The organism is Georgenia muralis, from assembly GCF_003814705.1.
Lineage (GTDB): Bacteria > Actinomycetota > Actinomycetes > Actinomycetales > Actinomycetaceae > Georgenia > Georgenia muralis.
Map to the genome: position 1 here is coordinate 3,980,681 of NZ_RKRA01000001.1, position 24,105 is coordinate 4,004,785.

Consider the following 24,105-nt stretch of genomic DNA (forward strand, 5'->3'; position numbering starts at 1 on the left):
CCACTACGACAAGGAGCGACGTGCCTACCAACACCGCCATCAACCTGTCCCGCGTCTACGTCGAGGACGCAGGAATGCCCGCCCGCCGCGAGAGCGCGCTGCGACTCATCCATCACCAGCTCGGCCTCACCGACGTCACCGACCCGCACAAGAAGGAGATGCTGAGCATCGCCATCTGGAAGTGGACCGAGGCGGAGGGAGTAGCGCCGTACGCGAAGTACCACGTCCGCCTTCGCTCCACGGGTGCCCTGGACACGAGTAGCCCGAGCCCGGTGAACCACGAGCACGTCTGGCAGCGGAAGTGGATCATCGAGCAGCTCCTGAACCGCCCGGAGTGGTCGCTCGACGAGCTCCGCGACTTCCTCGAGCAGTACGCCGTGGCGTGCACCGTCACGGTGGAGGAGCACGCCCGCCTCGGCCAGGTCAGCGCCGTCGGCTGGGACCGGTACGTCGCGGCCGGTGTGGAGATCTACGACATGCTCGAGGAGCGCCGGTTCGTGCCGCCCACGAGCGGGGCCACCACGCAGACGCCCGCGACCGCCGATCTCCCCGAGGACGTGGAGACCACCGAGATCGAGGCCACTGCGGGTGCACCGCTCTCGCTCGACGAGGCGCTGGTCGAGCGCGCCGGCGACCGTGCGCCGCTGCTGCGGTCCCTCCTCGACCGGCTGACGGACGAGGAGGTGGCGGCCGTCGTCGGCGCATCGCGCGACGGCGGGACCGGTGACTACATCCGCCTCCACGACCTCGCCATGGGTGAGCCGTCGCCGGCCGTGGCGTACCTGCACTGGACGGGGAAGCTCTCCGTGCGGCTCGTCCCCGAGGACCTCCCGGCGGAGCTCGCTGCGGACGACCGGCTCGGCCGGCCGCAGCACGTCCGGTACGGCGTCACGTCCCGTGTGACAACACCGAACGACCTCGACACCGCCGAGGGGCTCATCCTCCTCGCCCTCGAGAAGGCGAGGGCACTGTGACGGGTCACGACGTCGCGTCGACGCTCCTGGAGCTGGACGGTCTCCGACTGCTCTCGACCGAGGAGCACCACGACACCTTGGTGCACCGCATGGGCCGCGACGGCCGAGCAGACCTCCTCATCGGGGGTCCGCTCGATCCGGACGACGCACCGTCCTCGCAGGGGTGCTGGCTCGGCGTGGAGGTCGGAACCTACCCGGCCACCACCCCCGTTCTAGATACGCTCCTGACCGCCCAGGACGCAGGGTTCACCGGTTTCGACCGCCTTCGCGGCGCCCTGAGCGGTGACGGCTTGGTCACGCTGTGGTGGACGGAGGACTTCCGGCCCGAGGACCTGTCGCTGGCGAGCACCCGGGCCATCGCCCATCGAGCTGATGAGGGTGCTCGGCACGTGCGCGAGGCCATGGATGGTCCACGCCGCCGTGAGCCGACTGGGACCGACAACCGATCGCTCGAATGGGCGGACCGGGCCGGCGACCGCGCCCTACGCCGCGGCGGTCACAGCCGATGGACCTTCCGTGCCGAGACGTTCGTGGGGCCCTACAGGTGGGCGGACGGGATCGACCCGCGGGGCGACGGGCCCCACGTCGACGTGCGGGACGCCTTCGTGCAGGTCGGTGAGGGCCCGTGGTCGGTCCGGACGTCCGTCACCGGGGACGACGCCGTGATGTGGTTAGAGGGCCGGTGGCCGCCTGACTGCATCCGTCTTGAGACCGGCGCGGGCAAGGTCGTCGTCGCGGGCGGGCTGGGGCTGGTGGCATTCGCACTCGAGGACCGGCACGACCTCACGCGTGGCTTCGAGCGCGCGCTCAGTATCCGTGACGAACCGACGTTCCTCGACGTCGCCCTCCACGCGCTCGCCAAGTACTCCAAGCTCGACGTCCCGGTCCGACCCGTCATGCCGAAGGGACTCTTCGGCTGGCAGCGTCCCTTCACGATCGTCGCCTCCACAGTGACACGGGAGGCCCGGGTCCGCGTTCTCGTGCCCGACCGCGGCGAGCTGGAGGACGACGGCGCCCTGTCGGTTGCCATGACGGATCTCGTTCGGGCCGGGGGTCACGGCTCTGCCGAGGTCCTCGAGCGGTTCAGGGACCGGTTCGCCGGGCTCGATCAGGCGCTGACGCGCCGACCCGAGCGGGGGTGATCAGTCGAGGACGAACCCGGGGAACGCCTGACGGATCTTGCGACGAGCGACGCTCAGCTTCACCCTGACGGACCGCTCGGTGTAGCGGCACCTCTCCGCGAGCTCACGGGTCGAGTAGCCGGCGGACTGACCGAGGAGCAGGTCGCGCTCGACGTCGTTCACCACGGCGAGAGCCCGCTCGAGGTCGTCGCGTGCCGCCACCTTTCCGCTCGGTGATCGGGCCGCGAGATGGGCCGGGAATGGCCGTTCGCCGGGCTCGGGGCTGCTGTTCGGAAGGTCGGTCCAGCCGTCAGCAGGCCCCGCGCGGTGCTGGTCGATCGCCAGGCGTCGCGTCACCTGGCGCACCCAGGCTCGCGGTTCACGAACCTCTTCGAGGTTGACCCACAGCCGGGTGAGGGCTTCGCTGGCGACGTCCTCCGCCGACTCCCCCGCTCCCTGCTCGCGGGCCACGGCGAGCGCGACGCGCCGAAGGTCGCTCCAGTCGAGCTCCTCAATGGACCCGTCCTCCATGGCACCTCTCTCCGATCAGACGAGCAGCCCCCCGACGAGCTACGGGGCGTCTGCAGCCGAAGGGCAACCTACCGGCACGGGCGTCCGCACCGGGGCGGGATCACGGCGAACAGCACCCGGCCGGCCAGCATGACGGCGGAACTATGTGGACGGTGGCGTGCCATGGGTCGCCGACCAGCGGGCAGTCGTCAGCCCGGCTCCCCCGCCTGGACGAGCCCGGACTCGTACGCGACGACCGCGATCTGCACCCGGTCGCGAGGGTCGAGCTTGGTCAGGACCCGGGAGACGTACGTCTTGACCGTGGCCTCGCTGAGGAACAGCTTGGCGCCGACCTCGGCGTTCGACAGGCCTCGCGCGACGAGCCGCACCACCTCGGTCTCCCGCTCGCTCAAGGCGCTCAGCTCGGTCGGCCGTTGCCCGGCCGGGGGCCGGCGGGCGAACTGGGTCAGCGTCCTCGTGATAAGCGCCGGCGCCAGCATCGACTCCCCGCGTGTGACCACCCGCACGGCGTGAACGGGTCGTCGGGGGCGACGTCCTTGAGGAGGAACCCGGCGGCGCCGGCCCGGACGGCGGACCACACGTACTCGTCGAGGTCGAACGTCGTCAGCACCACGATCCGCGGCTGCGGCGCCGGCCGGGCGAGGATCTCGTCGAGGCAGAGATGAAGGACGCCCCGGACCGCCTCCAGTGGGCGATGAACACCTGCCTCGCCCAGATCGGCAACACGCACCCCGAGCAGCGGGCCCGCGCGCTGGACATCGGTGAGCGCCTCGAGGTGCTCAAGGACTACCCCACCCCGCCGGGCTGCACGTCACCGTTCGCGCCGATCTGGATCACCGAGATGGTGCGCCGGCAGAACAGCTCGTAAGCGGAACCGCTCCCTGACACTCCGGCATAAGCTCGGCCTGAACCGCGAGGCGAGCGCCTGACGCGTCGCGGCGACGTCGACGTCGCCGCCGTCCTCGACCAGGAGCTTCGCGAGTCGTTTCGGCCAGAGGACCGGTACCCCGCGCGTGGAGAACGCACTACCGATCATCGGCCAGTCCGCCTCGACGAAGCAGATCACACCCGTCACCGGCACGTCGCCAACGACCTCGCGGACCAGCTCGACCTGCTTGAGCACGCCGTCGACGAGCTTCGTGCAGTCGCGGCGGCCCACGAGCAGCCTCTCGACCCGAGGTCGGAGGAAGCCGCCCTCGATGGTCAGCTGAGGACGTCCCTGGTAGCGCTTGGCGTCGATCACCCAGATGCCGCCGCCGGTGACGGCGATGTGGTCGATGTTTGCCCTCGTGCCGGGAATCCGACGGTCGTGCAGGACGACGACCCCTCGGGAGGTCAGCCCGTCGAGACGAGCACCCAGGCGCTCCTCGCCGACGGCCCCACGCTCCCACGCCGTCGTGCTCTGCCGCTCGTCCGACAGGGCCACCGCGACGCCGCCGAGCCTGCCCCACCGTTGGCGGAGTCGCTCCTCGTCCCGTGCTCTGCGACGCTCGTACTCACGGCGAGCGGACGAGCCGGCCACCCCGGCTTCCTCAGCTGGCTCCGAGGTCGCCGGCTCCGGCGCCGACGTGAGCATCAGGCTTTCGTCACTCGCGGTGGTCGCTGTCTCCTCGACAGGACACTCAACGCACCGCACGGTCCTCGTCGCGCGTTCGTAGACGGCGTCGGTGCGCGCAGGGAGCCCGGCCCCGCACACCCGGCAGGTTCCGGGATACCGGAGCCTCATCCGGCGGGACGCCTCCGAGGCGGGCTCTCCGTCGGTCGTCTCTGTCACGCCGTCAGGCTATCGACGGGAATGCCGGCACTCGTCCGAATCGCCTGGGAGGATCAGTGTCGAGACCACGGAGGTGCCAGTCGTCCTTGACCCCAGCTTCCCCACCGAGCGTCCCCCTCGGCGAGGACCATGGCGGCATGAGCACCGTCGACGAGGCCACCGCCGAGGTCCCCTCGCCCTCGCGCGAAGCCCTCCAGCACGTCATCGACATCGCCCGGCGGCTCGCGCCGGACGCCGAGGACGGCGTGAGCTACGGCATGCCGGCCCTGAGGGTCGCGGGCAAGCCGTACGTCGCCGCGGCGAAGCACCTCTCGCTCTTCCCGTTATCACCGGCCGCGATCGACACCGTGCGCGACGAGCTCGCGGGCCACTCGCTGTCGAAGGGCACCGTGCGCTTCACGGCCGAGCACCCCCTGCCCGACGACGTCGTCGAGCGCATCGGGCCCGGCTCGCGGAGATCACCGGCGGGTAGGCCGGGGCGGACAGCCTCCCGCGAAGACGCCCGGCCCAGGTCACGGCTCAGCCCTGCGTGTCGGCGTCCTCCGGGACCATGAAGCGAACGACGACCTGGCCGCCCCCGTGGTCGTCGCGGGTTCGCATCGTGGCGTCGATGCCGTCGGCGGCGTAGCTCGCGCCGGCGCCCCCGCCGGCACCCTGCAGCAGCTCGGGTCCGCTCGCGCCCCCACCGCCGCCGCCGCGGTACCCCGCTCCGCCGCCTCCGCCGCCGGCGCAGTCGCTGGTGCCGCCGGGGCCACCGAAGCCGCCCCGCCCGTCACCGCCCGCCGTCAGGGCGCCACCGCACAACCCGTCGCCGAACGACTGCAGCGCCGAGCTGCCACCGGCACCGTCGGTGCCGGCGGTGGCTCCGGTGCCGCCCCTGGCGAGACCGGCGCCGGCACCGTCGCCGGCGACCTCGCCGGCGTTCCCGCCGGAACCACCGAGGCCTCCGAGGCCGCCCCCCTGGCCACCGCCGCCGCCGGCGACCAGGAGCTGGTCGCCGCCGTCGCCGTCCAGGACGGCGCTGAGCCCGCCGCCGCCGTACCCCTGGGACGTGCCGTCGAGCGCGCCGCCCCCCTCCCCGGCCAGGGAGCCGCCCGAGCGTCTGGCGGCACCGAGGCTGACGACGATGCCGAAGGCGTCGCCCGGCGTCACCGGCACAGTCGCAGTCACGAGGGCGCCGTAGCCACCTCGGAAGTCGTACGGGTCGCCCGCGCCGGAGCCGCCGCGCAGTGCGAACGTCGCGCTCGTCACCCCCTCCGGCACCCTCCAGAGGGCGGCGCCGGGGGTGGACCAGGTGCAGACCTGCTCGCCCTCACCCGGTCCGGGGACGCACCCGTCCGGGCCCGTCCCGCTCGGCGACGCCGTCGCGAGAGCTCCCGCCGTGGCGAGCGCGGCGACCGTGGAGATCGCGGCGATCCCGACCAGACGCCGCCTGGGACCTGCCGTCGTGGGGAACATTGCCGAGCTCCTTCGCCTACGGTCGAGATGGGACCTCGACCGTAGGACGGTCCGCTCCGGCGACACATCGGGCAAATGCCCGGGTTTCGCTCTGCCCGCCTCGGCCTCAGCCCGGACGCCCGGCCGCGCTCAGTCCTGCCCGTGCCGCACCCACCAGACGGCTGCCTCGGCGCGCCCCCGCACGCCGAGCTTGCGGTAGATCGCCGTCGAGTGGTGCATGACCGTCTTGACGCTGAGCTGGAGGAGTTCGGCGATCTCGCGGTTGGTCAGGCCGTCGACGATGTGGCCCAGCACCTGCCGTTCGCGGGCCGTGAGCTCGTCCGCAGGCGGTGCGGACCGCACCGCCGGGGCCGAGCGGAGCACGTCCTCGACGTACGACGAGGTTCGAGCGAGGACCTCGGCCCACCCGAGTGAGGCGCCCTCGTGGAGGCTGCGGGCCCACACCTGTGGCGGGAGACCCGCTGCCAGCCGCGCCACCTCCTCCTCGTAGGTCCGCCGCCACATCACCGGCCAGGACGTGGAGGAGACCAGCTGCGCCCAGGCGGCGCCGTGCAGGGTGGCCGCGACGACCCTGTCACCGCGAACCGCGGCCACCCGCACGACGAGGGCCACCATGAACTCGGACAGGCGCCACCGCCGGGGCTCGTCCACGTCGCGCAGCGCGTCGGCGACGAGCCGGCACACGCCGATCGTGTCGCCGCGCGCGAGCGTGTCCCGGGCTTCGTAGGCGCGCGCCAGGCTCAGGTAGAAGGGGTCGCCGAACGCCCTCGCGAGGTCGAGCAGGTCCGCCGACGACGGGGCCAGGTCGGCGTCGACCGTGCGTGTCTCCCGCAGCGGGATGAGCAGCAGCGCGGCACCGATCCGGGCGACCGGGTCGCCGCTGAGCCGCGCGGCCTCCATCACGGCCAGGCCGGTGTCCCACGCCCCGTCGAGGTCCCCCGTGACGTGGTGCAGCATGGCCGTCCAGAGCCGGAACCGGTCCGCCCACACCCGGTGGCCGATCCGGTCGGCGAGGCTCACCCCCTCGGCGAGCAGCCTCCCGGTCAGCTCGAGGTCGCGATGCACCGGCAGGGCGAGGCAGGCCAGGGCCAGGGTGCGCAGCAGCGCCGTCGGTGACCCGTGCCGCCGGACGAGCTCGGCTCCCTCGTGCCAGGTCCGCATGACCCGTTCGGGCGCTTCGCCGGTGTCGACGGCCCCCAGGCCGCCGGCCGCCAGCCAGACCAGCGCGTCACCGCGGGTGGCCTCGTCGACGTCGGCGGCGCCCGGGTCGTCGAGGAGCCGGCGCAGCACCCGGTGCACCTCGCCGTGGTGGCCCTGACGCACGGCCACCGGCGCGGCGTCGGAGGCCAGGCGCAGCGCCCTGGCCACCTCGCCGCGCGACGCGTACCACTCGACGGCGGCGACGAGGTCGGCGAGCAGGGGTGTCAGGACCCGCAGCCCCTCGGTCTCCTCGGCGTCGTCCCACCGCGTGGCGCAGTGCCGGGCGACCGCGCTCAGGTAGGCGGCGTGCCGGCCCCTGAGGTCCTCGGCCTCACCCGCCAGCCGCGCCTCGCGCGCGGCGAAGTCCCCAACCAGCGCACGCAGCCGGAACCGCGGCTCGACGTCCGAGGGTGACGCTGCGACGGGGTGCTCCGGGGTCCCGGGGGCGCCCGGCACGGGTGCGGCCGCCTGGGCGTGGACCGGCTCGGCGAGGGAGACGTCGACGAGCTCGGCGAGGGCGTCGACGAGCCGGCCGTCGTCGAGGTCCGGGCCCACCACCGCACGCAGGTGGTCCAGGCCGAAGGTCTCGGCGAACACCGACGCCGCCCGCAGGGTGCGCTGGGCGTCCGCGGAGAGGTGGGCGTGGGTCCAGGCGAGCGACGAGCCGAGCGGCCGCCCCTCGGCGTCCCGCCACGTCAGGACGGCCCGGCGGCCGGCGTCGGACTGGCCGGTCAGCTCACGCAGGATCCCGGGCACACCCAGGACCGGGGTCCGTGCCGCGCACACCTCGAGGTCGCGCGGTACACCGGCCAGCAGCGCGCAGAGCCGCTCGACGTCGTCGAGGACGACCTCGCCGGACCGGAACCGCGGGTCCACCCGCGCCGCGTGCTCGAGGAACAGCGCCGCGGCCGGTGAGGGGGTGGCGGCGCCGCGCGGTGGGGCGGCATCGCCGACGTGGGCCAGGCCGCCGAGCGGGTAGCGCACCTCCCACGGCCGGTTCAGCCCCGTGACCGAGGTCGCCAGGACCGTGGTCAGCGGGTCGAGGGCGGCGACGACGGTGTCCGCCTCGTCCCGGCGGTCGGGCTCGAGGTCCTCCAGGACGACGACCACCGGTGGCCGGGCGGCACCGTCCCCCACCCAGCGGCGCAAGGTGGCGAGCCGGTTGCGGACCTGCTCGACCAGGGGCTCCTCGCGGTCGTCGAGGAGCGGCTCGGCGAGGACGAGCGTGCCGCGCCGTCGGAGCCGGGCCGCCAGTGCGCGCACGACCGCGCTCCTGCCGATGCCCGACCGCCCGGTGACGCTGACCCACCGCACGGCCGGCCGGTCGAGCAGCGCCGTGAGCCGGTCGAGGTCGTCCGCGCGCCCCACGAGGCGCCCGGTATCCGCGACCGGGACCGGGACCTCCTCGCTCCGGGTGCTCACGGGCACTCCCTACGCTGGGCGCTGTCGTCGGCGTTGGGGTCATTCTGCCGGACACCGACCGTCCGGGTACCGGCCACGGCACTCCTCTGCGCCCCGATGGGCGCCGGTTTGCCGAACTTGTCGTCCGCCGGGACGTGCCGCCCACCGGCACATAGGCTCCGGACATGCCCAACCCCACTGCCGCCATGCTCGTCATCGGCGACGAGATCCTCTCCGGTCGCACCCGGGACGCCAACGCCTATCACCTCGCCGGTGAGCTGACGTCCGCCGGGATCGACCTGCACGAGATCCGGGTGGTGCCGGACGTCCACGACGTCATCGTCGGTGCGCTGAACGCCCTGCGCGTCGCGTACACGCACGTCTTCACCTCCGGCGGGATCGGCCCGACCCACGACGACATCACCGCCGACGCCGTCGCCGCGGCCTTCGGCGTCGGGATCGGCGTGCGCGACGACGCCCGGGCCCTGCTCGAGGCCTCCCTGGCCCGGCGGGGACGGACCGCCACGGCCGACCAGCTCCGCATGGCGCGCATCCCCGACGGCGCGACGCTCATCGTCAACGACCTCTCCGGCGCACCCGGATTCAGCATGGGCAACGTCCACGTCATGGCCGGGGTGCCGAGCATCTTCGTCGCGATGCTCGCCACCGTCCTGCCCACGCTCGAGGCCGGCGTCCCGCGTCTGTCCCGCGAAGTCCGCTTCGACGTCGGCGAGGGTCGGATCGCGACGCCGCTGCGCGCGCTCGCCGAGGCGATGCCGGAGCTGAGCGTCGGCTCCTACCCGTTCCGCGAGGGCGACACGTACGGCACGACCGTCGTCGTCCGCGGTGCCGACGAGGCGCTGATCGACGCGGCGGTGGCCCAGCTCGAGAAGATCCGGGCCGAGATCGGCTGAGCGCTCGGCACGTCGTTCTCGCACAGCGGCCGAGACCCTGCACCACCATGGACCGATGGGAACGGTCGACGACGCCATCGCAGCGGTCCCCTCGCCGTCGCGTGAGGCGCTCCAGCGCGTCATCGACATCGCTCGGCGGCTCGCGCCGGACGCCGAGGAGGGCATGAGCTACGGCATGCCGGCGCTGCGGGTGGCGGACAAGCCGTTCGTCAGCGTCGTCGCCGCGGCGAAGCACCTCTCGCTCTTCCCGTTCTCCCCCGCGGCGATCGACACCGTGCGCGCGGATCTGGAGGGGTACTCGCTGTCGAAGGGCACCGTGCGGTTCACCGCCGAGCACCCGCTGCCCGATGACGTCGTCGAGCGTCTCCTGCGGGCCCGGCTGAGCGAGATCCGCAAGCCGATCTGAACGCGGTCGACCGCCCCCGGAGCAGCTCCGGGGGCGGCCGACCTCTACGGGGCGATGGTCATTGTGAACACGTCACCGGCTCCCGCGTTGGTCTGACCGTCCGGTGCGCCGAAGGTGAGGCCAGAGACCAGCACGCTTCCATCGGGCGCGCCGGCGGCGTAGAGGTTTGCCTCGTCCCACTCGTCGGCCCCGTCGCGGTCGGCGGACCCGAACTGGTCGAGCTCACCCACCGCGCCGGCAGCGTCGAGCACCGCGGTGAACACGTCGACCCCACCAACCTGGGAGCCGACCGGCCCGTACGTCGTGCCGACGAGGAACACGGAGCCGTCGGCGCGAGCCACGGCGGTGACGCCACGGTCGTCGGTGGCCGTCCCCAGCTGGGTGGTCCACAGCTCCGAGCCGTCGACGGCGAGGGCGAGGGCGAAGGCGTCCTTGTCCCCGAACGCCGTCGCGCCGAGCCGGCCGCCGGTGTGGCCGACGGCGATGGCGGTCCCGTCGTCGCGGACGGCCATCCCGCTCACCTGATCCGTGTCGCCGGTGCCGTGCTGGTTCAGCCAGGTGACGTCGCCGGCCGCGGACAGCCTGGCGGTCCAGCCGTCGAGCGAGCCGGCGTGGGTCGCGCCGGGCATCGCGCCGCCGGCGACCCCGCCCACGTACACCCCGCCATCGGGCGCCGATGCGACGGCGAGAGCCTTGTCCTCGCCGGTGCCGCCGAGCTGGGTGGTCCACGCGATGGCGCCGTCGGCGGTGACGTGGGCGACGAGCGCGTCCTTGTCGCCGGCGCTGGGGCCGTCGACGCTGCCGCTGGTGTACCCGGCCACGTACGCGCCGCCCGCACCGTCGGAGGCGACGGCGTAGATGCGGTCGGCGGCGGCCGGGTCGCCGAGCTGGGTGGTCCAGGCGCGCGCCCCGGCGGCGTCGATTCCAGCGACGAAGGCGTCGTCGCTCGCGCCCGTCGGGTGGGCGCCGTCGAGGTCGCCGCGGGTGTACCCGGCCGTGACGACGCCGCCGTCGCTCCCGGCGACGACGCCGTAGGCGCGGTCGTTGGCCGCGGTGGCCAGGGCGTGACGCCAGGTGACGCTGCCGTCGGCCGCCCGCCGCTCGAGGACGACGTCCATCGCGCCGGCGTAGGGGACGTCGGCGTAGGCGGCCCCGACGTTGAGGCCGACGAGCGTGCCGTCGTCGAGCGCGAGCACGCCGCCCGCACGGTCGTCGGCGGTCGTGCCCACCAGCTCAGCGCTCCAGGGTGCGACCGGCTCGGTGCGCAGCCGCGCGGAGACGTCGGTGATCGCCTCACGGAAGGCGGGCTGCCACACGTCCCAGTCGTGGCCGCCGTCGAGCACGCGGAGCTCGGCCGTCACACCGTCGACGCGGCGTGCGGTGTTGTACAGCTGGGCCGCCTCGAAGTCGAGGTCGTGGGAGGCGTCGGCCGGGTCGGGGTTGGCCCACTCGTCGTCGCCCACGGCGATGAACAGGTGCACCGGCAGGCTCGGGTCGAGCGCCTCGAGGGCGGTCGGGTAGCTCAGCTCGGTGTAGCGGTGCTTGTCGAAGAGCTTGTGGCCGACGCCGTAGGCGCCGTAGTCCCGGGTCGAGGAGTCGGCGGGCGGCTGGGGCACGTAGACCGCCGGGCTGAGCACGATGCCGGCGGAGAAGGTGTCCTGGTGGGCGAGGGTGAACCGCAGCGCCCCGGCGCCGCCCATGGAGTACCCGCCGACGGCGCGGGCCGCCCGGTCCTCGACGGTGCGGTAGGTGGCGTCCACGTGCTCGACAAGGTCCTCCGTGAACGCGGTCTCGACGGGCACGCCCGCGCCCGCGCCGGTCGTCCTGTCCCCGGTGTAGAGCGAGTCGGTGTACCAGCTCCCCCGCTCATTCCAGGGCGCGTCCGGCATGACGACGACCATCGGCTGGATGGTGCCCGCGGCGATCATCTCGTCGAGGTCCCCTGCGACGCGCTGCCACGCCGCCTGGGTGTCGCCGCGGCCGTGGAGGAGGTAGACCGTGGGGTACTCGGCGTCGCTGGTGTCGTACCCGGCGGGCAGGTAGACGGTGTAGTCGATCGCTCCGACGGCGTCGGACGGCGCCTCGGCGGAGCGCACGGTGCCGTGCTCCACCGCGAGCGCCGGGAGGGCGAAGACCGCCCCCGCTCCGGCGACGGCGACTGCCGCCAGTGCTGTGAGGGGACGGCGAAGGATGCGTGTCGTCATGCTTCTCTCCTTTGAGGGCATCGGCGGTACTGGTCGGTGCGGGGTGGTGTCAGGTGCTGTCGTCGGCCAGGGCGAGGACCGCGCGGGCCTGCTCGACCATCGCGACGTCGAGGAAGGTGCCGTCCTCGAGCGCGACGGCGCCGACGCCGTCGGTCCGCGCGTCACCGACCCGGGCGAGGACGGTGCGGGCGCGTTCGACCTCCTCCCCGGTGGGGAGGAAGGCCTCGCGGATCGGCCCGAGCTGGGCGGGATGGATCGCCGCCCGGCCGAGGAACCCCAGCGCCCGGCCGGCACGGCAGGAGGCGCTGAGCCCGTCGACGTCCTTGACGTTCGGGTGGACGGACATGTGGGGCGACGGCAGTTTCGCTGCGCGGGCGGCGACGACGACCCGGCTGCGGGCCCAGCTGAGCCCGGCGTCGTCGGTGAGCCGCAGGTCCGAGCGCAGGTCCGCCTCCCCGAGGCCGACCGACGCCACCTGCTCCGACGCGGCCGCGATCTCGAAGGCCCGCTCGACACCGAGGGCCGACTCGAGGAGCAGGTGCAGGCTCCGGCTGGGCAGGGCGGCGGCGAGCTCGCGCACCTCCGCCGCCGACTCGACCTTCGGCACCCGGGCACCGACGTCCGCCGGCACGGCGGCCAGCATGGCGACGTCGTCGGCGTGCCACGGCGTCGAGACGTGGTTGACCCGCACCTGCACCGGCCGGTCCACCGTCGCGAGCAGCCGCGCCGTCTCCGACCGTGCCCGGTCCTTCGCCGCTGGCGCGACGGCGTCCTCGAGGTCCACGATCACGACGTCGGCCTCGGACGCCAGGGCCTTCTCGACCCGGTCGGGCCGGTCCCCCGGCGCGTACAGCAGGGTCAGCACGGGCCGCCTCATACCGCCCCGTCCTCACGGAACGCCGCCACCTGGTCCGGGGTGAACCCCAGCTCCCCGAGCACGGCGTCGGTGTCCGCGCCGTGCGGACGGCCGGTGAAGGAGATGACGCCGACGTTGCCGGAGAGGCGGAAGAGCGGGCCCTGCATGCGCATCGGCCCCAGCTCGGGGTCCTCGATCTCGTGGATCGTGCCGAGCGCCTGGAACTGCGGGTCCTCGACGATGTCGTGCGCGTCGTAGATCGGTGCGACCGCGGCCTGCGCCTCCTCGAAGGCGGCGACCACCTCGTCGCGGGTGCGCCGGGCGATCCACGCCCCGACGGCCTCGTCGATGACGACGGCGTGCTGTGCGCGGAGGTGGCCGTGCGCGAACCACGGCTCGTCGATGAGGTCCGGCCGGCCGACGAGCCGCATGATCCGCTCCGCGATGGACTGCGCGGAGCTGGACACCGCCACCCACTGCCCGTCCCCGGTGCGGTAGGTGTTGCGGGGGGCGTTGTTCGTGGAGCGGTTGCCGGTGCGGGGCTGGACGGTCCGGGTCTGGTCCCACCGCGTGATCTGCGGACCGAGCATGGCGAGGATCGGCTCGATGATCGACACGTCCACCACCTGCCCGCGCCCGGTGGCCTGCCGGGTATGCAGGGCGGTCATGATCGCGTAGGCGGTCGCGAGGGAGGCGATGCCGTCCGCTAGCCCGAAGGGCGGCAGGGTGGGCGGGCCGTCGGGCTCGCCGGTCATGGCCGCGAACCCGCTCATGGCCTCGGCCAGGGTGCCGAACCCGGGGCGGGTGCGGTACGGGCCGACCTGCCCGAACCCGGAGACCCGGGCGAGGACGAGGCCGGGGTTGGCGGCGGAGAGCTCGTCGTACCCGAGGCCCCACCGCTCCAGGGTGCCGGGGCGGAAGTTCTCGATGACGACGTCGGCGGTCGCGGCGAGCCGCAGGAACACCTCACGGCCGCCGTCGGAGCCGAGGTCGACCGTCACGGCGCGCTTGTTGCGCCCGAGGGTCTTCCACCACAGGTTCACGCCGTCCTTGGCGGCGCCGTGCCCCCGGGAGGGGTCGGGCTTGCGCGGGTGCTCGACCTTGACGACGTCGGCGCCCATGTCGCCCAGGTGCATGGCCGCGAGGGGGCCGGCGAACAGCGTCGACGCGTCCACGACCTTCAGGCCGGCCAGGGCTCCGCGGGCGGGGTCACGGGAGACGGTCATCGCTCGCCCTCCAGGGTCCAGGCGCACCGGAAGCCGATGCTCGACGATCGGGCCAGGCCGAGCCCCGGCACGAGCAGCTTGGCGGTGAATCCCGGTTCGCGGACCCCGCCGTCGAAGTACCACTCCGAGCCCTCGGACTCGTGGGCGGAGCCGCCCTTGAGCATGGCGAAACGGGTGCGGCCGTCGCTGTGCTCGCTCTCGGTCCAGCTCCACACCGCTGGTGTGCGGCGGCGCAGGCCCCGCTCGGCGGCGAGCTGCCACTCGTCCTCGGTGGGCAGGCGCCCGCCGCGCCAGGCACAGTAGGCGCGGGCGTCGTCGAGGTCGACGAAGGTGACCGGCTCGTCCTCGCGGCCGGCCGGCGGGCGGTCACCGTCGAAGTGGGCGAGGAAGCGGTGGGCGACGGCGGGCCGGTAGCCGGTGGCGTCCACGAACGCGGCGAACTCGGCGTTGGTGATCTCGCGTGCGACGGCGACCGGGCGGTCGAGCCGACCGTCACGCTGGAGGGTGCGGGCGTCGTGCAGCCGCGGGACGAGCGGCTTCCACTCGTCGACGTAGGGGGCGCCCTGGTACATGCCGGTCTCCCGCGCGCGGTGGCGCACGGTGAGGACGTACTCCCCCGCCGGGACGACGGCGGCGTCCACGGGCACGAGGCCGGCCGGCGTCGGGGCGGGCGTTTCCGCGCCGGCCGGCGCCGTGCCGGGCTGGGCCGAGGCGGGTCCGGCGGGCGGGACCGGGGTCACCCGGTGGGCGAGGCGGTGCGGGAAGCGGGCGTCGTCGTCGAACGGCATGGTGGCGAGCCGCTCGAGCAGCCCGGGGAGCCAGTCCGGCTCACTCGCCCCGGGCGCCACGGCGAGAGCGGCGCCGATCGAGCGGGCGCGGACGGTGACGGCGCTGGCCTTCGCGTCGCCGGTACGGGCGGTGCTCACGCCGTCACCGCCCGTCCCGAACAGATCCAGCACGCTCCCGTCGGCGGGCAGCGAACCGCTCCAGTCGGCGTCGCCGCGGTTGACCAGCGCCCACAAAGTCACGCCGTCGCGGGCGAAGGTCGAGGCGTAGACCCCGGCGCTCTCGGCGTCCGGCGAGATCTCCGCGAGCGGGGTCCACTCCGCCTCGAGCAGCAGCTCGGTGGCGGCGCGCTGCACGGTCACCATGCGGCGCACGGTGGCGGCGTCGCGGGGGTTCCACCCGACCCACACGCCGAACACCACCTCCCACACCATGACCCCGACGCCGTTGAGCCAGGCGGACTGCAGCTCCTCGGCGTGGTCGCGGTGCCAGCGGCGGATGTGGTGCTGCATGTGGCGGCGCTCGTACCAGTGGGCGCGGAGCACACCCGGCACGGGGCTGTCGGCGAAGAACTGCGCCCACGAGGCGTTGTGGTCGACGATCCGCTCGACGGCGAGCTTGGACTCGCCCTCCAGCACGATCCCGGGGCGGGCACGCTCGAGGGAGTCGACGAGCTCGGGGTCGGCCTTCTTGAGGGTGTCGAGGAAGACGCCGTCGGCCGGCAGGTCCCGGACGAGGGCGGCGAGCTCGGTGAGGTCGTCCTCGCCGCGGCGGGTGCCGGTGTCCCAGGGGTTGTAGTCGACGAAGACCTTCACGCCCGCGGCGTGCAGGTCCTCGACGAGCCCGGTCAGGCCCGGGACGTCGCGGTAGAAGTCCCACTGGTTCCGGTCATCGATGCCGATCACCGGGTAGGCGTGCCAGAGCACGACGGCGTCGAGGCCGCCGAACCGCTGGCGGGCGTCGTCGAGGAAGCGCTCGGGGGTGAAGCGGTGGTCGTCGAAGGAGTACAGCAGCTCGTCCCACAGCCACACCTGCGCCACGGTGAAGCAGCGCGCGGCCCACCGGGCGCCCGGCCGCTCGTACGCGGCGCCGTCGTAGGCGTGGCGCCGCCGGGCGCCCTCACGCCAGGCGGTGAGCCGCGCCCGCCACGCGGGCCGGTCGGCGGGGTCGTCCGGGGCGGCGAAGATCTTGGCCTCGTCGAGGGCGGCGAGGTCGGCGCCGTCCTCCAGCGGGACGGGCGTCGGCCGGTCGATGGGGCGCGGGACGAGCGGGTCGAAGCTGTAGGTCACGCGTGCTCCCTCGCGAGGTGGGCGGTCTCGGTGGCGGTGGGGACGGCATCCTGGGCGCCCGGCCGGGTGACGGCGAGCGCCCCGGCCGCGGCGGCGAGCCGGGCGGCGCCGGCGAGGGAGGCGCCATCGGCCAGCGCCGCGGCGAGGACGCCGCAGAAGGTGTCCCCGGCCCCGGTGGTGTCGACGGCGGTGACCCTGGGTGCGGTCACGCTCTGGTGCTCGCTGCCGCGCTCGGCGACGAGCGCGCCGTCGCCGCCGAGGGTGACCACGACGGCGGGGACCCGCTCGAGGAGGGCGGTGGCCAGCTGTGCGGGGCTGCCGTCGCGGCCGGCGAGGTCGCGGGCCTCGTGCTCGTTGACCACCAGGATGTCGACCTCGGCCCACAGCTGCGCCGGCAGATCCCGGGACGGGGCGGCGTTGAGCACCAGCCGCGCGCCGTCCCGGCGGGCCCGCGCCGCGGCGACCACGGTCTCCAGCGGGATCTCCAGCTGGGCGAGGACCACGTCCGCCACCGCGAGCCGGCGGGCCGCGACGGCGTCGACGCTCACCTCGGAGTTCGCGCCGGGCGCGACGATGATGGCGTTCTCGCCGTCGTCGGTGACCCAGATCAGCGCGGTGCCGGTGGCCTCCGCGGAACGGGCGACCAGGTCGGTGTGGACGCCGGCGCCGGTCAGGGAGGCGAGCAGCAGGTCCGCGGCCTCGTCCCGGCCGAGCGCGCCGAGGAACCACGTGTCCGCTCCCCCGGCCCGGGCGGCGGCGACCGCCTGGTTGGCCCCCTTCCCGCCGGGGGTGCGGCGGAGGTTGCCGCCGAGGATCGTCTCCCCCGGGCCTGGGTGGCGCGGGACGTCCACGACCAGGTCAACGTTGGCGCTGCCGACGACCACCACCGTGCCGGTCATGCTGCCCCCTCCTGCAGGCGCAGCGTGCGCCGCGCCAGGTCGTCGATGCTCCGGACGGCGCCGCCCGGCAGGGAGGTGGCGATCGTGCCGTGGATCGGCGCGGTCCAGCTCGCCCCGATGCCCTCGGTGCCCAGCAGCGCCCCCAGGACGGAGCCGACGGTGGCGCCGGCGGAGTCGGTGTCCCACCCGGCGGTGACGGCGATGGAGACCGACGGGCCGAAGCTCCCGCCGCCCTTGGTCAGCGCGTACGCGATGACGGCGGCGTTGTTGAGCACGTGCACCCAGTGCAGGTGGCCGTACTCGGCGTGCAGGACGTCGAGCCCGGCGGCGACGTCCCCGTCCGCGCGACCGATCTCACGGCCGCGGCGCACCGCCCGCGCCAGCCGGCTCTGCGGCGGGAGCACGGTCTCGGCGGCGTCGAGGGCCTGCTCCACGTCGTCGACCACCAGGGCGGCCGAGCACAGGGCGGCGGCCCACATGGCGCCGTAGATCCCGTTGCGCGTGTGGGACAGACGCGCGTCCGTCCAGGCCAGGCGAGCGGCGCCGCGCACGTCGCCGGGGCGCACCCAGCCCAGGACGTCGGTGCGGATCAGCGCGCCGATCCACTCACGGAACGGGTTGAGGTACGTGGCCGTCTCGGGCACGGGCCGGACGTCGAGGATGTTGCGGTAGGCGGCGCGCTCGGCGGTGAAGACCCGCCCGGCCGGGAGGTTGTCGAGCCAGGCCCGGGCGACGTCGTCGGTGGTGAACCCGGTCCCATGGCGCTCGAGGAGGTCGAGGGCGAGGAGGGGGTAGTTGAGGTCGTCATCCTCCGGCATGCCGTCGATGTTCTCCTCGAGGGAGGTCGGGGCGCTGCGCCGGTTCCACGGCCAGCGGGCGGCGACGTCCTCGGGGAGCCCGACGGCGGTGAACCACGTCTCCAGCGGCCACCGCCCGGTGGCGCGCAGGATCTCCTCGATGCCCTGGCGCGGGATCTTCTCCACCGGTTTGCCGAGCAGGCACCCGGCGGCCCGTCCCGTCCACGCGCCGTGGACGCGCCGCTCCTGGTCGGTCGGCGCCGGTAGGGACGGCGCGGGCGGGAGCAGCGCCTCGATGGCGTCCCAGCCGTCCGGCTCGTGGTCCGCCGGCGCCGCCGGCAGGGCGGCGAGCTCGGCGAGGTGGGCGCGGGCGAGGACACGCAGCTCCGGGGTGGCCGGGGTGGCCGAGGCGCCGGAGACGGCGGGGACGACGTCCCCGCCGGCCTGCTGCCACCGCGCCACGACCGCCGCGACGTCCCTGCCCTCGGCGGCCGACTGGACGAGCTCGTGGGCGAGCAGGTCCTCGGGCTGGGCCCACGTCAGTCTCACGCCGGCTCACGCTCCATGAGGGTCTCCAGCGCGGCGAGCCGGGCGCGGGCGCGCGTCCGGTCCCGCTCGACGATGTCCAGGGCCACCTGCCCCATGAGGTGACCGGTCGCGCGGATGTCCATCTTCGAGGCGGTCTCGATCTCGTCGAGCCACTCGGCCGGGACGACGTCGGGGCCGCCCAGCCCGGCACAGATCGCACCAGCCATGACGGCGATGGAGTCGGCGTCGCGTCCGTAGTTGACGGCGCCGAGCACGGCGCCGCGGAAGTCCCCGCGGTAGCCCAGGACGAGCCCGAACGCGGCAGGCAGCTCCTCGATGGCCTTGGTCCGGGAGGGACGCCGGGCGTCCATGGACATCTGCCGGTACTCCGGGCCCACCGAGTCGTAGGGCGCGACGGCGTCACGGACGACCCTGGCCAGCTCGCGCTCCTCCTCGTCCGTGGTGGGGACGTCCCGGCCGACGACCGCCTCGACCATCGCGACGAGCGCGGCCCGCGTGCCGTCGTGCGCGACGTCGAGGGCCGCGGTGACGACGTCGTCGAGCGTGGCGCCGGGGGCGACCGCGGCGGCCACCATGGCAGCGAAGACGCCGGCGGCCTCGCGGCCGTAGCTGGCCTGGTGCGCACCGGCGACGTCGATCGCCTCGGCGTAGGCACCCCGGGGGTCGCCCGGGTTGGCCAGGCCGACGGGCGCCATGTACATCGCGGCGCCGCAGTTGACGATGTTGCCCACCCCCGCCTCGCGGGGGTCGACGTGGCCGTAGTGCAGCCGCGCCACCAGCCACTTCTCGGCGAGGAAGACCCGCTGGAGGATCAGGGCGGTGGTCTCGAGCTCGGGGATCCACGTCGGCTCGCCGATCATGAGCGGCACGAGGTCCTCGGCGACGGCGTACGCGTCGAGGTGGTCGCGGCGCCGGGCGTAGACCTCGACGAGGGCACGGGTCATGAGGGTGTCGTCGGTGATGTGCCCGTCGCCCTTGTGGTACGGCGCGATCGGGCGGGCGTCGCGCCAGTTCTCGAACCAGGGCCCGACGATGCCGGTGATACGGCCGCCGTGGCGCTCCTCGATCTGCTCCGGCGTCCAGCCCTCGATGGCGCCGCCGAGGGCGTCCCCGACGGCGGCACCGGTGATCACTGCCACCGCTCGGTCTTCCAGCCAGCTCACGTCTGCTCCCGTTCGTTCGTGATGCCCTCGCACGGAGGGATCGTGATGCCCTCGCAGGAGGGATCGTGATGCCCTTGCACGGAGGGATCGCCATGTCCTCAGCCTGCCGAGATGTCACCGGCCCAGCGTCACGAGCTCGTGACGGTGGCCGGGCCGGTGACCTCTCGCTCTGCCGATGGGTGGTGCGGTCAGGCCGTGATCTCGTCCCAGCCGGCCTGGAGCTCCTCCGCGAGCCCGGCGGAGTCGATCTCGCCCGCCAGGTAACGCTGGAACGCAGGGGTGGCCACGGTGTCCTTCCACTGTGCGTAGGCGTCGACGAACAGGTACGGCGCGTCCGTGAAGTGCTGGCCGGAGGCGAGGACGGTGTCCCAGCCCGGCTCGCCCGAGAGGTTCTCCGCCATGACGTCCTGGGCGGAGCTGGACGCCGGGATGAGGGCGTCCGCCTCGTTCAGCGCCGCGAGGTTCTCGGCCTGGGTGAAGAAGTTGAGGAACTCGGCGGCCTGCTCCGGGTACTCCGAGTCGATGTTCACCGAGAGTGTCTGCGGGTTGGCAGCCTGACCGGCGCCCTCAGGCCCCTCCAGCGGGGGCAGCACGATCCAGTCGAAGCCCTCCGGGGCGTCGGCGGCGATGTTGGCCGCCTGGAAGGAGCCCTGGATCGTCATGGCGATCTCGCCGGCGTAGAACGAGGCGAGCACCTCGGAGCCGGACTGGGTGAGGGAAACGGGCAGGATCGACTGGTCCTCGGTGTTCATGGCGTTGACGAGCTCGGGGATGGCGAGCTCGCCCTCGTCGACCTGCAGAGCGGCGTCGGCTCCGGTGCCGTCGAAGTAGGTGCCGCCGAAGGCCGGCCCCATGGTCATGAACGCGGCGGTCGGGCTCTTCAGGCCCCAGCCGAGGCCGTACTTGCCGTCCGCCGTCGTCGTCTTCGCGATCTCACGCAGCTCGTCCCAGGTCATGGTCTCACCCGTGGGGATCTCCACGCCCGCATCCTCCAGGAGGGTGCGGTTGGCGAAGACCATGTAGGACTGCAGCTCGGTCGGGTAGCCGATCACCTCGCCGTCGACCGTGACGGTCTGCATGATGCCCTCGGGCACATCGGAGGCGAAGTCCTCGTCCATCCACTCGGACAGGTCGGCGAGGTAGCCGTCGCGCGCGAAGGGCACGATCGAGGCGGCCTCGTAGTGGATGATGTCCGGCGCCGCGCCACCGTTGAACTGGGTGATGAGCTTGTCGTAGATGCCGTCCCAGCCGGCCGGGACGATCTCGACCTGCGTGTCGGGGTTCTCCTCGTTCCACTGGGCGACGATCGACTCAGTCGCCTCGATGGCGGCGGGCTGGTCGGAGAGGGACTGGAACTCCAGGGTGATGGGCCCGGTGGGTTCCGCCTCGGTGTCGCCGTCCCCGCCGCCACAGGCAGTGAGGACGAGCAGGCCGGCGGTGAGGCTTGCAGCGATGGAAGCGCCACGCTTGTTCATGTCTTGTCGCCTTTCAGCGTTGTGGAGGTGGATCAACCCTTGACGGCACCGGACAGGAGTCCGCCGGTGAGCTTCTTCTGCATGATGGAGAAGAAGACGATGCTCGGGATGGCGGCCAGGACCGAGCCCGCGGCGAGCGGGCCCAGGGCCACCTTCCCCTCCCCGCCGACGAACATCTTCAGCGTGATCGGCAGGGTGTAGTTCTCCGGCGACTGCAGGAGGACCAGGGCGAAGAAGAACTCGTTCCAGGAGGAGACGAAGGAGAACATCGCGGTCGCGACGATGCCGGGCATGAGGAGCGGGAACACGATGCGGCGCAGCACCACGAGCCGGCCCGCGCCGTCCATCGCCCCGGCCTCCTCCAGGTCCGGCGGGATGGCCGAGACGTAGCCCTGGAGCATCCACAGCGCGAACGGCATCGTGTACGTGGTGTGGACCAGCGTGAGGCCGATGAGACTGTCGGTGAGGCCGACGGTCCGCAGGATGAGGAACAGCGGCAGGATGATGAGGATGACGGGGAAGACCTGGCTGACCAGGATCCAGCCCGTCCCGACCGTGCGGAACATGCCCTTGAACCTGGCCAGGACGTAGGCCGCCGGCAGCGAGATCAGGACGACCAGGGCGGTGGAGACGAGGGCGACGACGATCGAGTTCCCCGCCGAGCGCACCAGTCCCTGACGCTCGAGGGCCTCGGAGAAGTTCTCCCAGTGCCACTCCTGCGGGATGAGGTTGACCGAGAGGGAGTTCAGCTCGGCGGAGGACTTCACGGAGGCAGAGATCAGCCACAGCAACGGGAAGCCCAGGAACAGGATGTAGAGGAAGAGTGCGGCGTACTGCGCCGGCTTGACCACTGCGCGCACGGCTCAGGACTCCTTCTCTTCGCGGAACTGCGACCAGAGGTACGCGGCGAGCAGCAGGACGACGACGACCACGAGCACCACGCCCATCGCAGCGGCGTAGCCGATGTTGCGGTTCTTGAACGCCTCCAGGTAGGTGAAGAGCATCGGCAGCATCGTCTTCCCGCCGGGTCCGCCCTCGGTGAGGACGTACACGAGGCTGAAGGAGTTGAAGTTCCAGATGAAGTTGAGCGACGTGATCGAGGTGAGGATCGGCCGCAGGCTCGGCACCGTCACGCTCGAGAACCGGCGGACGGCGTTCGCGCCGTCCATCGACGCCGCCTCGTAGAGCTCGCCCGGGATCTGCTGCAGACCGGCGAGGAGCGTGACGGTCGTCTGGGGCATGCCGAGCCACACGCCGACAACGACGACGGCGGGGAGGGCGGTGTCGAAGTTGCCCAGCCAGTTGATGCTGTCAGGCAGACCGACCGCGCCGAGCACGGCGTTGAGCGGGCCGGCGTTGGGCGAGTAGATCATCCGCCACATGATCGCCACGACCACCGGGGGCATCGCCCACGGGATGAGTGCGAGCACGCGGGTGAGCCCCTGGAAGCGGAGGTCGGAGTTGAGCAGCAGCGCCAGGCCCATGCCGGCGAGGAGCTGGAGCAGCGTGACCGAGACCGCCCACACCATGCCGATGCGGAAGGAGTCCCAGAAGAAGCTGTTGTCGAGCAGCCGCGTGAAGTTGTCGATGCCGACGAACGCGTACTCGGGGTTGCGCACCAGCCGGGCGTCCGTGAAGGCGAGGAGCACGCCTACGAGCAGCGGAGCCACACTCAGGAGCAGGATCGGCAGCAGCGAGGGCAGGACGAGAGCGATGGCCTCGCGGCGCTTGGCTTTCCCGACGCCGCCCATGCGGGGCTTCTGCGCCCTGCGGAGGTCCGGGCTGGGGTCCGGAAGTGGCGGCCGTTGGCGACCGCTGGCGAGCGACGGCGCTGTCATGCCATCTCCTCCTCGTGACAGGTGGACTCGCGCACCCGGAGCTCGGGCGCGACGAACACGTTGGTGGGTCCGCTCGACGGGTCGTCCAGGAGCGCGAGCATGAGCTCGGCAGCACGGCGTCCGCGCTCGCTCGAGTGGAGGGAGACGCTGGTGAGGCTGGGCTGGTACACCTGCCCGATCTCGGTGTCGTCCATGCCGGTGACCGCGACGTCCTCGGGGACGTGCAGCCCTGTCTCACGGACCGCCTTGATCGCGCCGATGGCGAGCAGGTCGTTGGCGGCGACGATCGCGTCGAGGCGGTGCCCGGCGTGCCGCGCGAGCAGAGCCTGGGCGCCGGCACGGCCGGCCGCGACGGTGAAGTCGCCGGCGGTCTCGGCGTCCACGAGGTCGGCGCTGAATCCTTCGCGCTCGACCGCCTCGTCGAAGCCACGCCGGCGGGCGGAGCCCGGCGTGGTGTCGGCGGGACCGTTGAGGAAGCCGATCCGCCTGCGGCCGAGTGCGACGATGTGCGCGACGGCCTGCCCGATGCCACCCGCGGAGTCGGTGGAGACCGAGTTGAGTCCGGAGTCCTCCAACGACCGGCCGATGACGACGACAGGGACGGGCGCCTCGCGGAGCGCTGTGACCAGTGCGTCCGTCACGCGGAGCGGGCTGACCACGAGGCCGTCGACCAGGCCGCTGCTGAGGCCGTGGACGAGCTCGATCGTCGACTCGGCCGAGTCCCCCGTGGTGGCGACCATCAGGCGGTACCCACGCCCGGCGAGCTCACCCTGCAGTGCCTTCATCATCTCGACGTAGACGGGGTTGCCGATGTCCGCGACGGCGAAGGCGATCTGGAACGTGCGGCGCAGGCGCAGGGACCTGCCGGTGGCGTCAGCCTGGTAACCCAGCTCGGCGGCTGCGACACGGACCTTCTCCACCATCGCCTTGCTGGCGCCGCTGCCGTGCAACGCGCGGGAGGCGGAGGCGAGGGAGACGCCGGCGCGGTCAGCGACCTGCGGCAGGGTGGCTCGGTGAGTGCCCATGCGGTTTCCCTCCTCATCGTTGATGGCGGTGCGCAGACGTCCAGTCGAACTGGAAACGTTTCCAAGTCGTCGCTGTTGGAAACGTTCTCAGACAGAGTTGCGGTTGTCAACACCGAGCACCGGTGCGACGTCTTGACGGACGATCACCACGACGGCGGTCAGGTGATCCCGCGGCAGGTCCCCGCGACGTCGTCTCCGGCTGCTGCCGCTTCCCGTGGT

General features: G+C 73.2%; 20 protein-coding genes and 2 pseudogenes. 6 read left to right on the forward strand and 16 right to left on the reverse strand.

Features of this window, described 5'->3' with window-relative positions:
* Nucleotides 1-20 precede the first annotated feature (20 nt).
* Nucleotides 21-974 carry a hypothetical protein gene (locus tag EDD32_RS17905; protein ID WP_123919711.1) on the forward strand — a complete coding sequence of 318 codons (954 nt, stop codon included), beginning with the start codon at nucleotides 21-23 and terminating at the stop codon, nucleotides 972-974.
* Nucleotides 971-2,116, forward strand: a complete 1,146-nt coding sequence (locus EDD32_RS17910) for a hypothetical protein (RefSeq protein ID WP_123919713.1) — start codon at nucleotides 971-973, stop codon at nucleotides 2,114-2,116. The genes EDD32_RS17905 and EDD32_RS17910 overlap by 4 nt, the downstream gene beginning before the upstream one ends.
* On the opposite strand, the gene EDD32_RS17915 is transcribed toward EDD32_RS17910, so the two are convergent.
* Together EDD32_RS17915 and EDD32_RS20165 are read right to left on the reverse strand one after the other, a co-directional pair.
* The gene (locus EDD32_RS17915) at nucleotides 2,117-2,626 is read right to left on the reverse strand and encodes an RNA polymerase sigma factor (protein WP_123919715.1); all 510 of its coding nucleotides are present in this window, start codon (nucleotides 2,624-2,626) and stop codon (nucleotides 2,117-2,119) included.
* A 188-nt stretch (nucleotides 2,627-2,814) separates the two neighbouring features.
* Nucleotides 2,815-3,245, reverse strand: a pseudogene (locus EDD32_RS20165) (LuxR C-terminal-related transcriptional regulator); the annotation flags it as partial.
* Between the two features lie 24 nt (nucleotides 3,246-3,269).
* Here EDD32_RS20165 and EDD32_RS17925 point away from each other — a divergent pair.
* Nucleotides 3,270-3,494, forward strand: a pseudogene (locus EDD32_RS17925) (DNA alkylation repair protein); the annotation flags it as partial.
* On the opposite strand, the gene EDD32_RS17930 reads toward EDD32_RS17925, so the two are convergent.
* Entirely contained in the window at nucleotides 3,438-4,148 is a 711-nt protein-coding gene (locus EDD32_RS17930) for a nuclease-related domain-containing protein (RefSeq protein WP_246006212.1), read from the reverse strand. The pseudogene EDD32_RS17925 and the gene EDD32_RS17930 overlap by 57 nt on opposite strands.
* Nucleotides 4,149-4,537: 389 nt before the next feature.
* On the opposite strand from EDD32_RS17930, the gene EDD32_RS17935 reads away from it, so the two are divergent.
* Nucleotides 4,538-4,954, forward strand: a complete 417-nt coding sequence (locus tag EDD32_RS17935; RefSeq protein ID WP_123919717.1) for an iron chaperone — start codon at nucleotides 4,538-4,540, stop codon at nucleotides 4,952-4,954.
* Here EDD32_RS17935 and EDD32_RS17940 read toward each other — a convergent pair.
* Together EDD32_RS17940 and EDD32_RS17945 are read right to left on the reverse strand one after the other, a co-directional pair.
* Entirely contained in the window at nucleotides 4,920-5,858 is a 939-nt protein-coding gene (locus EDD32_RS17940; protein ID WP_123919719.1) for an IPTL-CTERM sorting domain-containing protein, read from the reverse strand. The genes EDD32_RS17935 and EDD32_RS17940 overlap by 35 nt on opposite strands.
* A gap of 129 nt (nucleotides 5,859-5,987) precedes the next feature.
* Nucleotides 5,988-8,480: a LuxR C-terminal-related transcriptional regulator gene (locus tag EDD32_RS17945; RefSeq protein ID WP_170175349.1), complete on the reverse strand. Its 2,493-nt coding sequence runs from the start codon at nucleotides 8,478-8,480 to the stop codon at nucleotides 5,988-5,990.
* 164 nt (nucleotides 8,481-8,644) lie between these two features.
* Between EDD32_RS17945 and EDD32_RS17950 the strand changes: the two genes are divergently transcribed.
* Together EDD32_RS17950 and EDD32_RS17955 are read left to right on the forward strand one after the other, a co-directional pair.
* Nucleotides 8,645-9,373, forward strand: coding sequence for a competence/damage-inducible protein A (locus EDD32_RS17950; protein ID WP_123919723.1), 729 nt, complete (start codon nucleotides 8,645-8,647; stop codon nucleotides 9,371-9,373).
* Between the two features lie 55 nt (nucleotides 9,374-9,428).
* A complete protein-coding gene (locus EDD32_RS17955; RefSeq protein ID WP_123919725.1) occupies nucleotides 9,429-9,779 on the forward strand; it encodes an iron chaperone in 351 nt (116 codons plus the stop codon).
* 44 nt (nucleotides 9,780-9,823) lie between these two features.
* Here the strand turns inward: EDD32_RS17955 and EDD32_RS17960 are convergent, their stop codons facing one another.
* The 11 genes from EDD32_RS17960 to EDD32_RS18010 form a co-directional block, all read right to left on the reverse strand.
* On the reverse strand, nucleotides 9,824-11,983 hold the full coding sequence (locus EDD32_RS17960) for an alpha/beta hydrolase-fold protein (protein WP_123919727.1): 2,160 nt from the start codon (nucleotides 11,981-11,983) through the stop codon (nucleotides 9,824-9,826).
* Between the two features lie 49 nt (nucleotides 11,984-12,032).
* The gene (locus tag EDD32_RS17965; RefSeq protein WP_123919729.1) at nucleotides 12,033-12,860 is read right to left on the reverse strand and encodes an HpcH/HpaI aldolase/citrate lyase family protein; all 828 of its coding nucleotides are present in this window, start codon (nucleotides 12,858-12,860) and stop codon (nucleotides 12,033-12,035) included.
* A complete protein-coding gene (locus tag EDD32_RS17970; protein ID WP_123919731.1) occupies nucleotides 12,857-14,065 on the reverse strand; it encodes a CaiB/BaiF CoA transferase family protein in 1,209 nt (402 codons plus the stop codon). Before EDD32_RS17970 ends, EDD32_RS17965 begins: the two co-directional genes overlap by 4 nt.
* Nucleotides 14,062-16,140, reverse strand: coding sequence for an SUMF1/EgtB/PvdO family nonheme iron enzyme (locus EDD32_RS17975; protein WP_123919733.1), 2,079 nt, complete (start codon nucleotides 16,138-16,140; stop codon nucleotides 14,062-14,064). The genes EDD32_RS17970 and EDD32_RS17975 overlap by 4 nt, the downstream gene beginning before the upstream one ends.
* A complete protein-coding gene (locus tag EDD32_RS17980) occupies nucleotides 16,137-17,039 on the reverse strand; it encodes a ribokinase (RefSeq protein WP_123919735.1) in 903 nt (300 codons plus the stop codon). Before EDD32_RS17980 ends, EDD32_RS17975 begins: the two co-directional genes overlap by 4 nt.
* Complete coding sequence (locus EDD32_RS17985) at nucleotides 17,036-18,385, reverse strand: ADP-ribosylglycohydrolase family protein (RefSeq protein ID WP_123919737.1); 1,350 nt, start codon at nucleotides 18,383-18,385, stop codon at nucleotides 17,036-17,038. The genes EDD32_RS17980 and EDD32_RS17985 overlap by 4 nt, the downstream gene beginning before the upstream one ends.
* Nucleotides 18,382-19,548 (reverse strand): ADP-ribosylglycohydrolase family protein, encoded by a 1,167-nt coding sequence (locus tag EDD32_RS17990; RefSeq protein ID WP_123919739.1) that lies wholly within the window; start codon nucleotides 19,546-19,548, stop codon nucleotides 18,382-18,384. Before EDD32_RS17990 ends, EDD32_RS17985 begins: the two co-directional genes overlap by 4 nt.
* Before the next feature lie 188 nt (nucleotides 19,549-19,736).
* Entirely contained in the window at nucleotides 19,737-21,023 is a 1,287-nt protein-coding gene (locus EDD32_RS17995) for an ABC transporter substrate-binding protein (protein ID WP_123919741.1), read from the reverse strand.
* A 32-nt stretch (nucleotides 21,024-21,055) separates the two neighbouring features.
* On the reverse strand, nucleotides 21,056-21,883 hold the full coding sequence (locus EDD32_RS18000; RefSeq protein ID WP_123919743.1) for a carbohydrate ABC transporter permease: 828 nt from the start codon (nucleotides 21,881-21,883) through the stop codon (nucleotides 21,056-21,058).
* Nucleotides 21,884-21,886: 3 nt separating this feature from the next.
* Nucleotides 21,887-22,861 (reverse strand): carbohydrate ABC transporter permease, encoded by a 975-nt coding sequence (locus EDD32_RS18005; RefSeq protein WP_123919745.1) that lies wholly within the window; start codon nucleotides 22,859-22,861, stop codon nucleotides 21,887-21,889.
* Complete coding sequence (locus EDD32_RS18010; protein ID WP_123919747.1) at nucleotides 22,858-23,886, reverse strand: LacI family DNA-binding transcriptional regulator; 1,029 nt, start codon at nucleotides 23,884-23,886, stop codon at nucleotides 22,858-22,860. Before EDD32_RS18010 ends, EDD32_RS18005 begins: the two co-directional genes overlap by 4 nt.
* Between the last annotated feature and the right edge of the window lie 219 nt (nucleotides 23,887-24,105).